The sequence below is a fragment of the Photobacterium sp. GB-56 genome (assembly GCF_003026105.1).
In the GTDB taxonomy this organism is placed as follows: Bacteria; Pseudomonadota; Gammaproteobacteria; order Enterobacterales; family Vibrionaceae; genus Photobacterium.
In genome coordinates this window covers 100,156-113,208 of the sequence record NZ_PYNW01000013.1, presented here as the reverse complement: position 1 = coordinate 113,208, position 13,053 = coordinate 100,156, and the positions used below count along the sequence as shown (strand labels likewise).

10 protein-coding genes, 1 tRNA gene and 1 rRNA gene are annotated in these 13,053 nt (G+C 41.3%); 6 read left to right on the top strand and 6 right to left on the bottom strand.

The features are described 5' to 3' along the window. The 4 genes from C9J42_RS16420 to C9J42_RS16405 form a co-directional block, all read right to left on the bottom strand. Window positions 1-457 (bottom strand): 16S ribosomal RNA (locus C9J42_RS16420); the annotation flags it as partial. Window positions 458-830: 373 nt separating this feature from the next. Further along, window positions 831-1,934: an acyltransferase gene (locus C9J42_RS16415; protein ID WP_107260912.1), complete on the bottom strand. Its 1,104-nt coding sequence runs from the start codon at window positions 1,932-1,934 to the stop codon at window positions 831-833. Window positions 1,935-1,956: 22 nt separating this feature from the next. Beyond that, window positions 1,957-2,940 carry an acyltransferase gene (locus C9J42_RS16410; protein WP_233217747.1) on the bottom strand — a complete coding sequence of 328 codons (984 nt, stop codon included), beginning with the start codon at window positions 2,938-2,940 and terminating at the stop codon, window positions 1,957-1,959. Window positions 2,941-3,296: 356 nt separating this feature from the next. After that, window positions 3,297-3,381, bottom strand: a tRNA-Leu gene (locus C9J42_RS16405). 224 nt (window positions 3,382-3,605) lie between these two features. On the opposite strand from C9J42_RS16405, the gene C9J42_RS16400 reads away from it, so the two are divergent. After that, window positions 3,606-4,097 (top strand): RDD family protein, encoded by a 492-nt coding sequence (locus tag C9J42_RS16400; RefSeq protein WP_107207685.1) that lies wholly within the window; start codon window positions 3,606-3,608, stop codon window positions 4,095-4,097. 33 nt (window positions 4,098-4,130) lie between these two features. Here the strand turns inward: C9J42_RS16400 and lptG are convergent, their stop codons facing one another. Together lptG and lptF are read right to left on the bottom strand one after the other, a co-directional pair. Beyond that, window positions 4,131-5,204 carry an LPS export ABC transporter permease LptG gene (lptG, locus tag C9J42_RS16395; protein ID WP_107207684.1) on the bottom strand — a complete coding sequence of 358 codons (1,074 nt, stop codon included), beginning with the start codon at window positions 5,202-5,204 and terminating at the stop codon, window positions 4,131-4,133. Beyond that, window positions 5,204-6,304, bottom strand: a complete 1,101-nt coding sequence (gene lptF, locus C9J42_RS16390) for an LPS export ABC transporter permease LptF (RefSeq protein ID WP_107207683.1) — start codon at window positions 6,302-6,304, stop codon at window positions 5,204-5,206. The genes lptG and lptF overlap by 1 nt, the downstream gene beginning before the upstream one ends. A 195-nt stretch (window positions 6,305-6,499) precedes the next feature. Between lptF and pepA the strand changes: the two genes are divergently transcribed. From pepA to C9J42_RS16365, 5 genes are all read left to right on the top strand, one after another. Next, window positions 6,500-8,008, top strand: coding sequence for a leucyl aminopeptidase (gene pepA, locus C9J42_RS16385; RefSeq protein WP_107247465.1), 1,509 nt, complete (start codon window positions 6,500-6,502; stop codon window positions 8,006-8,008). 49 nt (window positions 8,009-8,057) lie between these two features. Next, entirely contained in the window at window positions 8,058-8,510 is a 453-nt protein-coding gene (locus C9J42_RS16380) for a DNA polymerase III subunit chi (RefSeq protein ID WP_107207681.1), read from the top strand. Window positions 8,511-8,538: 28 nt separating this feature from the next. After that, window positions 8,539-11,400, top strand: a complete 2,862-nt coding sequence (locus C9J42_RS16375; RefSeq protein WP_107247466.1) for a valine--tRNA ligase — start codon at window positions 8,539-8,541, stop codon at window positions 11,398-11,400. Window positions 11,401-11,580: 180 nt separating this feature from the next. After that, window positions 11,581-11,997 (top strand): DUF2061 domain-containing protein, encoded by a 417-nt coding sequence (locus C9J42_RS16370; RefSeq protein WP_107247467.1) that lies wholly within the window; start codon window positions 11,581-11,583, stop codon window positions 11,995-11,997. An 88-nt stretch (window positions 11,998-12,085) separates the two neighbouring features. Beyond that, window positions 12,086-12,991 (top strand): helix-turn-helix domain-containing GNAT family N-acetyltransferase, encoded by a 906-nt coding sequence (locus tag C9J42_RS16365; RefSeq protein WP_107302165.1) that lies wholly within the window; start codon window positions 12,086-12,088, stop codon window positions 12,989-12,991. The last annotated feature ends 62 nt before the right edge of the window (window positions 12,992-13,053 follow it).

Sequence of the window (13,053 nt, the reverse complement as noted above, 5' to 3'; positions counted from 1 at the left end):
GCCTTCCTCACAACTGAAAGTACTTTACAACCCGAAGGCCTTCTTCATACACGCGGCATGGCTGCATCAGGGTTTCCCCCATTGTGCAATATTCCCCACTGCTGCCTCCCGTAGGAGTCTGGACCGTGTCTCAGTTCCAGTGTGGCTGATCATCCTCTCAGACCAGCTAGGGATCGTTGCCTTGGTGAGCCATTACCCCACCAACAAGCTAATCCCACCTGGGCTAATCCTGACGCGAGAGGCCCGAAGGTCCCCCTCTTTGCTCCGAAGAGATTATGCGGTATTAGCTATCGTTTCCAATAGTTATCCCCCACATCAGGGCATATTCCCAGGCATTACTCACCCGTCCGCCGCTCGTCAGCATTGATAGCAAGCTATCAATCTGTTACCGCTCGACTTGCATGTGTTAGGCCTGCCGCCAGCGTTCAATCTGAGCCATGATCAAACTCTTCAATTAAAGTTTTTGTGGTCGCTCTTGTAAAAAGGCGACCGGCTCAATGAATACTGTTAATTCATCATAAAATGATGAATGAATTGACTGTGCTGATACTTACGTATCAATTGGTCACTAGTATCATTGATAAATCTTTCGACTTAACTTTTCAACGAGTGCCCACACAGATTGCATGGTCAAATTGTTAAAGAACAATACTGATTTTGTCGCTTGCCAGTGGCTTGCTCCGTGTCAGTGAGGCCGCATTATAGAGATTCAGATCACATTGGCAAGCTTTTTTTTCAATAAAAAACACCACAAAAATGCGATAGCTCAACATCTAATCACGAACATAATAATCGTATATTTTACACACTGAACGTCTGACATTTCATATCTATTTAAAGCCCATAACCCGTTTTCCTAATGCTTGTCCTTTAAGCTCTATATATTTATATGTCGTCTTCGACACAAGGATAACGATCAAAAGAACAGAAACAACAAGTACATTATTATAAAACGTCGAACCTAAATCGATAAACCGTGCACCCTCTATCATTGGAGCGATTGCTTTACCTAACACTTTTTGTCCTACTAATGCGACCGATGTAACCATAAAGAGAATAGCGGCATGTGTTAAATAGATAGAATAGGACCATTTACCTAAGACTTGAAATATACTTCTATTTAACAGTTTTGAAATCGCACCAGACTCAAAAGCAAAAAACAATACAACAAGATAGAACAATAGCGTTGCGTATATATATCTGTAGCTTATTTCATTTGAAACCAAATAAACTACAGCACTTAAAAGCGCGACTTCAATAATAGAGCCTGCAATAAATGGAATCGATATGTGCTTTACTTTGGTAAATAAAACATACGTGAATGCGCCACCAAAAAAACATGATAATCCATTAAATACATATGGTTGAAGTAGTGTTGAATTGTTCCCCATTAAGCCTAAAACCATAACGGCTATCGTCAACCAGCTCCATACTTTGTAACGACCAAATAGATATAGCGTCAGGAAGAGTAAAACATAGAGATAAAACTCAATGCTTATACTCCACGATGGATAGTTGAACGATAAAGGATCGGTTAATGATGTCCATGATTGCACCATTAATAGGTTAGGGAGTATTTCAGACAGAGATCCATGGCCTGTAAAGGGCAATGTATTAAAACTAAAACCAACGGTTTTATACGCAATATATTTTACCACCTCTAACCCAATGAATACCATCAGCATGCAAACATACAATGGATATAGTCGAAAAAAACGCGATGCTATATAAGATTTAAAGTGTAGGTTGTCCCTAAAACCATAACTATGGGCGAGCACAAAGCCACTTAGGGCAAAGAAAAACTCTACAAATAATTCGCTGCCTCTAAAAAAAGGTAACTCAGTCACACTCCCAACTGCACGAAAGTGAAATAACACAACAGATAATGCACATAACCCGCGAAAGGCATCAAGGGCTTCAAAACGTCTTGCCATATAACAACTCAACTTCAATCAATTAATGTCTAACGACTAATTTGGACTCGATGAAGTGCCAGCTAATCATTGCAAATGAGAAAACAAGTACAGTTGCAATTGCTGTACCTTGATAAATATTCTTGAAAAAACCATACATGATTAATGTTTGTAAGATTGGAAAATGCCAAATGTAGATACCGTATGATATATCACCAATACGCTTGCTAACCGCTATTGGCTTTAACTTAAAGACAATAACGTACACTATAAAACTCACCGCGAACGCATAAATCACAAACCAGCTTTGTAAAAAGAATACTATCGGGATCAAGATCAGTAGATGCCAAAGCCTTAAAAACTTAGGCTCCGCAAAATTCCAATATGCCCCTAGCATGAAGAACACTAACATAGATGGTAATTGTCGATTAATGCTTGCTGGTAAACCATGATACTCAATGAAATACTGCACTGTATAAAAACAGCAAATCGATACTAAACCTAGTAGTATTGTCAGCTTTTTATTATCTAACTTTTTATTCAGTACACCATAGATAATAGGTACACAAATATAGAACATGACTTCAATTTTAATGGTCCATAATGCTGCATTAACAAAAGGTTGAAAATTATTTTCAAATAAACCGGGTAACGTCGGATGCAAGAAGTTAGCGAACACATAATTAGACGCTAAGTATTTACCGGCACCATTATTTATGTCGTCAATAAAACTACCGGAGTAATGAAAATATCCAAAAATAAACGCCGTTGTAATAACAATAAAATACAGTGGGTAAATACGTAAGAAACGTGACTTTACATAAGTCGATAAAGACTTTCTTTTTAAGTAGCTTTTTACTATCAAATAGCCACTAATAACGAAGAAGCAATGCACTGCTAAGCCGCCTGGTACATACATGAGGTATTCATTTTGAGTTTCTATCCCTATATGGAAATAGAAAACAAGTACAGCGAGGAAAATTCGTAATACATCAAAATTATTTTTAACCACGAGATCAAAACTCAAAAATGAACCAGAAATAATTATTACACAGTTTTTTTATAATCAAAGTATCCTTCTCATTTCAGATAAGACCTTCACATAAATTATTATAAATAAAAATGAGAGACTATATATTCATTTAGAACAATCATATCTATCTTTTTGTTATATATGAGTAAATGAGATGACATATTTGATTATAAACTAAATACTTGAATAGCTACGTTATTCGATTGATTCGACGCAATGCTGCAATCAAGTCAGATAACGTCTGTTTAGTGTAACAATAAATATGATATGAATGTCAAGGAGGTGTTGGTGAGCTTACTATCTAAAAACAACAAAGCCCCAATCTTTCGATTGAGGCTTTGTTTGAAATTTGGTGCCCGAGGACGGACTTGAACCGTCACTCCCGAAGGAAACGGATTTTGAATCCGTCGTGTATACCAATTTCACCACTCGGGCTTATTGCGGCTATTATACGTATCCAATGCAGCGAGGCAAGCCTTTATCGTTAAGATATTCAACCAATCTCTTTGACCGCTATTTTTTCATCCTATTTACCTCTTTGTTGGTGATAATAACACCAGATCCCTTACACATTCTGTAGCAATATCAAGCGTTCTCTGACTTATTGTTTACTGTTACACTCAGCACATATGGACACAGTCAGATAAATCGGATGTTTTATGTCAAAATCAGCAATAATAAAAAAAACCACTTCCCCACAATATCCAACCTTATTTCGGCGTTTAGCCGCTTGGTTTTATGATGCTATAATTGTCGCTGCGATTCTTATGCTAGCAGGCGGTATAGCAATGGCAGGAATAGCGCTTTTACTTCATTTTAATATTCTCGATTTAGCTCACTATGAAGATGTAAGTGCTTATTTAACACATCATCCACAAGCTAATTTACTTTACTCTAGTTACTTAGGCGCCGTAATTATTGGATTCTACACTTACTTTTGGACTCATGGTGGCCAAACGTTAGGTATGCGAGCATGGAAATTAAAAGTACAAAATAAAGATGGTCGCCCAATTACTATCACTCAAGCATTGATCCGCGCTGCAACGGCAGCCTTAGGGTTAGGGAATTTGCTCGCATACAACACTAAACGTCGAGCATTACAAGACGTAATGGCTGAATGTGAAATGATAGTGACAAAAGATATTCGCTAATAAAAAAGGAGCCTTTAGGCTCCTTTTTCCATTTTATAGTTTGCGTCTTAGCAAATATATCGTGATAAACAAGAACGCTAAACTTGGACCTAATGCCCCTAAAATAGGCGGTAATCGGTACACTAAAATCATCGGTCCAAACACTTGGTCTGAAATATAAAATGCAAAACCAAAAATGACACCTGAAAGGACACGAGCCCCCATAGTAACAGAGCGAAGAGGGCCAAATACAAAAGATAATGCTAATAGCATCATAACAGCAATGGATATAGGCTGAAGCGCTTTACGCCAGAATGCTAACTCATAACGAGAAGCATCTTGCTTAGTCTCTTTGAGATAATTCACATAATGATATAAGCCAGACAACGATAATTCTTCAGGTTTCACCGTCACAACCGCTAATTTATCTGGTGTTAATGTTGTTTCCCAATGCTTACTTGCTATATGGCTATTGGTTAACTGACTACTACCTGTCATGTCTGTTATGGTTACATCATGCATTGTCCAACCCGTCGCTTTATCGTAAGACGCGCGTTTTGCAGATGTTACATCTTCCAACTGGCCTTTGTTGTCAAACTGCCAAATATTAACAACATCCACTTTATTGAGATCATGAACACGTCCCATATAAATGAAGCTATTATCATTTTTAGCCCATACGCCACTTTGTGCAGAAATCATACTACCGCCATAAACCCATATCGAACGATACTCACGTGCCATTTTCTGCGCTTGCGGTGCTCCCCACTGTCCCAGTAATACAACCACTATCATCATAGGGACTGCCGTTTTTAAGGTCGATAAACCAATATCAAGTTTAGAAAAGCCTGCCGCTTGCATTACCACCAGCTCAGAGCTTGATGCCAGCATTCCTAAACCAATCAATGCGCCTAATAATACCGCCATAGGAAAGAACATAATGATGTCTTGCGGCATTGATAATAAAACAAAATACAGCGCCTTGAGGAGATCGTAGCTTCCTTGTCCCACTTTTCTTAGTTGATCAACGTATTTAATAATCGCAGATAAGCCCACTAAGGTTGATAGTGTCAGTGAGAAAGTTGCAATGATCGTTCGACCTATATACCAGTCGAGAATTTTAAACATTAACTGCGTCTCCGTAATTTATCTTTAAGGCGTCGCACAGGCATAGAATCCCAGCTATTTAAAGCAAGAGCAACTAACAAGGTTGTAATATTAATTGGCCACATGCCAATAGCTGATGGGATAATACCATCCTCAATCGCTGATTTTGCGGATGAGATCGCTAAGAAATAAGCCAGATAAATCAACACAGCAGGTGCTAATTTTGCAAATCGTCCTTGACGTGGATTAACAGCCGATAGCGGAACAACAATCATTACTAACAATGGAATACAAAGTACTAAAGAGAAACGCCACTGTAATTCAGCTTTTGCAGCTAAGCTTTGATCTTTTATTAAGGTCATTGTGGGCTGGGCTTCCCAATCACGATTACCAGCTTTAACTTCACGTTGCCCTATTAGCGCTTGGTAGTCATGAAAATGAGTAATGGAGTAATTTAGCTGAGTAGGAATGCCTTCATATCGAGCACCGTTATTTAATTCTAACATTTGACGACCATCAGATAACTCTTTGACGGTACCATTGTCTGCAACAATCACACTAGGCTGCAAGGTGCCAGAGGCTTTTAATTGCGCGACAAAAACCTTATGAAGTTTTGAGCCTTTATCGGTGATATTGTCAATAAATATAACCCCACTTCCATTCGGTGCCGGCTGAAACGTCCCCTTTACCAACATATTTAACGTTGGCCCAGCCTTTGTCTCTTCTTTAAGCTGCTCTATATGCTCTTGCGACCAAGGTGCAACCCAAAATGAATTCACAGCGGCAATTGCCCCCGTAATAATGGCCAAAGCTAATGCTGATTGGAGTAATAATTTGTTCCCCATCCCCGTCGCATTCATCACCGTGATTTCACTTTCAGCATATAATCTACCGAACGTGAGTAAGATCCCGATGTATAAACTTAGAGGGAGCATTAATAGTGCCATCGAAGGGATAGATAATCCCATGAAGGTTAGAATGAGATCACTCGGGATCGAGCCATCGGTTGCATCGGCTAAAATGCTAATAAACTTTTGGCTAATAAAGACAAGGAAAAGTACAAAAAGTACCGCTAATTGGCTCTTTAATGTCTCTCTTGTCAAATACCTAACAATAATCACGCGTTATATTCCCATAGAAAACTTGTTTTTTTGATGGAATCACTATAGTTTTTCGATAAATCAGTTATTTTGTTATCTTTCAGCTAAATGAAAGACTGCACTCTAAGCGTATACCGAAATCACGGCAGAGCAAACAGTGTGGTATTATCCAACATTTAGCGTTAATTGTCTTTAATTAGGATGTTAGGAGTACGCATGGAGTTCAGTGTAAAAAGCGGCAGCCCCGAAAAACAGCGTAGTGCTTGTATTGTTGTTGGCGTCTTTGAACCACGTCGCCTCTCTCCAATCGCGGAACAGCTAGATAAAATCAGTGATGGTTATATCAGCTCCTTACTGCGTCGTGGCGACCTCGAAGGTAAACCTGGGCAAATGCTTTTACTACACCACGTACCAAACGTGTTATCAGAACGTGTTTTACTGGTCGGTTGTGGTAAAGAACGGGAATTAGATGAGCGCCAATACAAGCAAATCATCAAAAAAACGATCAGTACTTTAAATGAAACTGGCTCTATGGAAGCTGTGTGCTTCTTAACAGAGCTTCATGTAAAAGGTCGTGATACATACTGGAAAGTACGTCAAGCTGTCGAAACAACTAAAGATAGCTTGTATACCTTCAACCAGTTTAAGAGTAATAAACCAGAGACTCGTCGTCCACTACGTAAACTAGTCTTTAATGTACCGACTCGTCGCGAGCTCTCTTTAGGTGAACGCGCTATCAGCCATGGTCTAGCGATAGCATCTGGTGTTCGCGCAAGTAAAGATTTGGGCAATATGCCACCAAACGTGGCAAACCCAGCTTATCTTGCTTCACAAGCACGCCGTCTAGCCGATGATTTTGAGACCGTAAGCACTAAAATCATTGGTGAGCAAGAGATGCAATCTTTAGGGATGACATCATACCTTGCAGTGGGTCGTGGCTCTAAAAATGAAGCGATGATGTCTGTTATTGAGTACAAAGGTAACCCCGATTTAGACGCTAAGCCTATCGTTCTTGTCGGTAAAGGGTTAACTTTTGATTCAGGTGGTATTTCGATTAAACCTGGTGCTCAAATGGACGAAATGAAGTACGACATGTGTGGTGCAGCCTCTGTGTTCGGTACCATGAAAGCATTAGCTAAGCTTAATTTACCCATCAATGTGGTTGGTGTGTTAGCGGGCTGTGAAAATATGCCTGGCGGCAATGCTTATCGTCCTGGTGATATTTTAACCACCATGTCAGGTCAAACAGTTGAAGTATTAAATACCGATGCTGAAGGTCGTTTAGTGCTTTGTGATGCATTAACTTACGTTGAGCGTTTTGAACCTGAATGTGTGATTGACGTTGCGACACTAACAGGTGCTTGTGTTGTTGCTTTAGGTAATCACATTAGTGGTTTAATGAGTAACCATAATCCACTGTCGCATGAAATTATAAATGCGTCAGAGCAATCCGGTGATCGCGCTTGGCGTCTACCGATGAGTGATGAATACCAAGAGCAAATTGCGAGCCCATTTGCTGATATGGCAAACTTAGGCACGCCTGGCGCTGGTACTATAACGGCTGGTTGTTTCTTATCTCGCTTTACTAAAAAGTACAACTGGGCGCACCTTGATATTGCAGGTACCGCTTGGAAAGGTGGTGCTGCAAAAGGCTCTACCGGTCGACCAGTCCCTCTCCTTGTCCAGTTCTTATTAAACAGAGCAGGCCAAGAGATCGTCGAGTAAAAGACATCGAAAAGGGCCGCAAGGCCCTTTTCTTTAGGAACAAAAAACCATGACTCATGCTACGTTTTATATAATCGATGACAAGCAAGAGAGCGCTGATAGTCACTTTCAGTGCCATTTTGCCTGTCATTTAGCAGCAATGAGTTACCGGCAAGGTAACAGCGTTTACCTACTCGCAGCAAATAAACAGCAAGCAGAACAAATAGATGAATATCTATGGCAGCAAGATCCTGACAGTTTTGTGCCCCACAACCTTGTCGGAGAAGGGCCTAATGGCGGCTCTCCCGTTGAGATAGGATGGTCAACATTACGTCATACTGGACGCCGTGCTACGCTAATTAATTTAGCGGAAAACGCACCAAATTTTGCGGTTAGCTTTGCACAAGTGGTAGACTTCGTTCCTTGCGATGAAAAGCTCAAGCAGTTAGCGCGCGAGCGTTACAAGGCATATCGTCTTGCTGGCATTCAAATTACGACTGCCACTGCTACTGAGACGCCCTAATTCCACATAGAATCCTTCTAAGAGCGCTATGGAAAAGACATACAACCCACAATCAATTGAACAAGCGCTATATCAGCGCTGGGAAGAGGCTGGTTACTTCAAGCCTCATGGTGATACATCTAAAGATGCTTACAGCATTATGATCCCACCACCAAACGTCACAGGTAGCCTACACATGGGCCACGCGTTCCAGGATACCATTATGGATACCCTGATCCGTTGTGAGCGTATGAAAGGCAAAAACACCTTATGGCAGGTTGGTACTGACCACGCAGGTATTGCTACCCAAATGGTTGTGGAACGTAAGATTGCTGCTGAAGAAGGCAAAACAAAGCACGATTACGGTCGTGATGCTTTCATCGATAAGATCTGGGAATGGAAAGGCGAATCTGGTGGCACAATCACTAAGCAGCTTCGTCGCCTTGGCGCATCAGTAGACTGGGATCGTGAGCGCTTCACGATGGATGATGGTCTATCAAATGCCGTTCAAGAAGTTTTCGTTCGTCTATACCAAGAAGATCTTCTTTACCGCGGTAAGCGTCTAGTTAACTGGGATCCTAAACTACACACTGCGATCTCAGATCTAGAAGTTGAAAACAAAGATAAAAAAGGCCACATGTGGCACTTCCGTTACCCATTAGCTGATGGCGTACAAACAGCGGAAGGAAAAGACTACATCGTTGTTGCAACTACACGTCCTGAAACTATGCTGGGCGATACTGGTGTTGCCGTTAACCCTGAAGATCCACGTTACAAAGATCTGATCGGTAAAGAAATCATCCTTCCAATCGTTGGCCGTCGCATCCCTATCGTAGGTGATGAGCACGCAGACATGGAAAAAGGCACCGGCTGTGTGAAAATCACACCTGCACATGATTTCAATGACTACGAAGTAGGTAAACGTCATAGCCTACCTATGATCAACATCCTAACGTTCAATGCTGATATTCGTGATGCTGCTGAAGTATTCACAACCAATGGCGAGCCAAGTGATGCATACAGCACAGCGCTGCCAGAGAAATACCATGGCATGGAACGTTTTGCTGCACGTAAAGCGATTGTTGCTGAATTTGATGAACTAGGTCTACTAGAAGAAATCAAAGATCACGACCTAACGATCCCTTACGGTGACCGTGGTGGCGTGGTTATTGAACCAATGCTAACTGACCAATGGTACGTTCGTGCAGCTCCGCTAGCAAAACCTGCTGTTGAAGCGGTTGAAAACGGTGATATTCAATTCGTACCTAAGCAGTACGAAAACATGTACTTCGCTTGGATGCGTGACATTCAAGACTGGTGTATTTCACGTCAGCTATGGTGGGGTCACCGTATTCCTGCTTGGTACGACAACGACGGTAATGTTTACGTTGGTCGTAACGAAGCTGAAGTACGTGAAAAACATAACCTAGCACCGGTTGTCGTATTACGCCAAGACGATGATGTACTTGATACATGGTTCTCTTCAGCACTATGGACATTCGGCACGCAAGGCTGGCCAGAAAACACCGCTGATCTTCAAACCTTCCACCCCTCTGATGTGTTGGTAACAGGTTTTGATATTATCTTCTTCTGGGTTGCGCGTATGATCATGATGACCATGCACTTCTGTAAAGATGAAGACGGCAAGCCACAAGTACCATTTAAAACCGTTTACGTAACGGGTCTTATCCGTGACGAAAACGGCGATAAAATGTCGAAATCTAAGGGTAACGTTATCGACCCTATCGACATGATCGACGGTATTGATCTTGAGTCGCTAGTAGAGAAGCGTTGTGGCAATATGATGCAGCCACAACTTGCAGCGAAGATCGAAAAAGCGACACGTAAAACATTTGAGAACGGCATCGAACCTTACGGTACTGATGCCCTACGTTTCACTCTTGCTGCTATGGCTTCAACGGGCCGTGACATCAACTGGGACATGAAACGTCTTGAAGGTTACCGTAACTTCTGTAATAAGCTATGGAACGCAAGTCGTTACGTACTAATGAACACAGAAGATCAAGATTGCGGTTTCGCAGCAGGTAGCGAGCTTGACTACTCACTAGCAGACAAGTGGATTGAATCACAATTCCAGCTAGCGGCAAAAGAGTTCAATGCACACATTGATAACTTCCGTTTAGATATGGCTGCTGGTGTACTTTACGAGTTCATCTGGAACCAATTCTGTGACTGGTACCTAGAGCTAACTAAACCTGTTCTATGGAAAGGTACAGAAGCACAGCAACGTGCAACGCGTCATACTCTAATCACAGTGCTAGAGAAGACACTGCGTCTTGCGCATCCTGTTCTTCCTTACATCACTGAATCAATCTGGCAGAGCGTTAAGCCACTTGTTGACGGTGTTGAAGGTGAAACCATCATGACTCAGGCATTGCCTCAGTTTGATGAAGCGCAATTTGACCAAGCAGCAATCACTGACATTGAGTTTGTTAAAGCATTTATCACGAGTATTCGTAACCTCCGTGCAGAATACGATATCGCGCCAAGTAAGCCATTATCAGTAATGCTAAAAGTGGCTGATGCCGCTGATACTGCACGTGTTGAAGCAAACCTGACGGTACTGAAATCTCTAGCAAAACTAGAAGAAGTAAAAGTATTGGCTGACGGTGAAGCAACACCAGCTTGTGCGACTGCACTTGTAGGCAAATCTGAATTGATGATCCCTATGGCGGGCTTGATTGATAAAGATGCAGAGCTTGCACGTTTAGACAAAGAAATCGCGAAAATGGAAGGCGAAATCAAACGTACTTCTGGCAAGCTAAGTAACGAAGGCTTCGTTGCTAAAGCGCCTGAAATCGTGATCACTAAAGAGCGTGAAAAGCTAGCCGGTTATGAAGAAACATTAGTGAAGCTTATTGAGCAAAAAGCAACGATTGCTGCGCTATAATCTCACCAATCATTCTTGATTAATAAAAACCGACAGTCACATACTGTCGGTTTTTTTATATCTCAAATCTGGCATCTCTTTTCAAACAATAGCTTTTACCTATTAGTAATATAAAAAATAACAAATTTAGTTCTTAATAATGTTCAATGATAATGACCTCATCGAATTGAGGATCACCTTATGAAAAAGACAATCAGTTTTGCCGCCATCCATTTTACTGTCGCTTTTAGCGTGGCTTACCTTCTTACCGGCGATATCATTATTGGTAGTTTAATTGCAATGATTGAGCCGATGGTTAATACCGTTGCTTTTTATTTCCATGAAAAAGTGTGGCAAAGCAAAACACTCAAACAATCACACTTTAATACGCCAAGTCGAAAAACAGTAAGCTTTGCTATTGTGCACTTCAGTGTCGCATTTAGTGTTGTGTACCTTCTTACAGGTGACATACTGATTGGTAGCCTAATGGCAATGATCGAACCTGCAATTAATACCATGGCTTACTATTTCCATGAGCGTGTATGGCAGCGTAAAGATCACAACCAAGCAGAAACACATCAACACACTTGGTTAGATACAATGGCTTGTCAGCACTGATAAACACCAAGATAGATTAAACAGATTGACATTGTTGCAGGCTGCAACTATTTTAATTGCGTAATGCAATTAAATTCAAGGACGGATCATGCTGCCCCAACAACTTCGCCAACTTTCTCGTCAATTAGTCCGTCAACTCGGCATGCTAAATAGTCAGTGCGGCCAACTCGCCCTTACCCCTGTACAAGCCCATACTTTGATTGAGCTCGAGCAAGGACCTTGTACGGTTAATCAAATGGCAGAGCGTTTACGGGTCGATAAATCCAATGCCAGCCGTAATTTAGCCATGTTACTCAATCAAGGATTGATCCATTCAATTGCCAACCCTAGCGATAAACGTAGCCAACTCTCCCAGTTAACACCTAAGGGTATTCAAACACTCACCGCTCTTCACCATCAGCTTGATCAAGATACCCAAACGATTTTAGATCAGCTGGATCAAGATGAAATAGAGCAGTTAGAAACAAGTTTACGCCGTTATCATAAAGCTTTGACAATCACAGAGCATCAACAGGGGTACGTGCTAAGAGAAATCACACCTTTGGATAATGCCGCCGTTGCTGCACTCATTCGTCGTGTTTCAGCAGAATATGGATTAACCCCAGATAGAGGCTTTAGCGTTGCGGATCCTCATCTTGATGATCTCTGCCAGCATTACCAATTACCGAAAAGCCGTTATTGGGTAATAGAAAAAAACAATCGTATTTTAGGCTGTGGCGGTATAGCGCCATTAACAGGAGATGCGCAGTGGAGTGAACTGCAAAAAGTCTTCTTCTTACCAGAGCTCAGAAGTAAGGGACTCGCACGGGTATTAACCGTTAAAGCATTAAAGTTTGCCCGAGAAAATGGCTTTAAAGGATGCTATTTAGAAACCACAGAGGTATTAAAAGAAGCGGTGAAACTCTATCAATCTTTAGGTTTTGTCGATATTCCAACTGCGCTTGGTAATACAGGGCACAACGCTTGTGAAATTCACATGCTTAAAACCTTCTAACATATTAATTGATAATAAAAAGCCTGCTCAGAGACTCTCTCAGCAGGCTTTTTTAAACGATA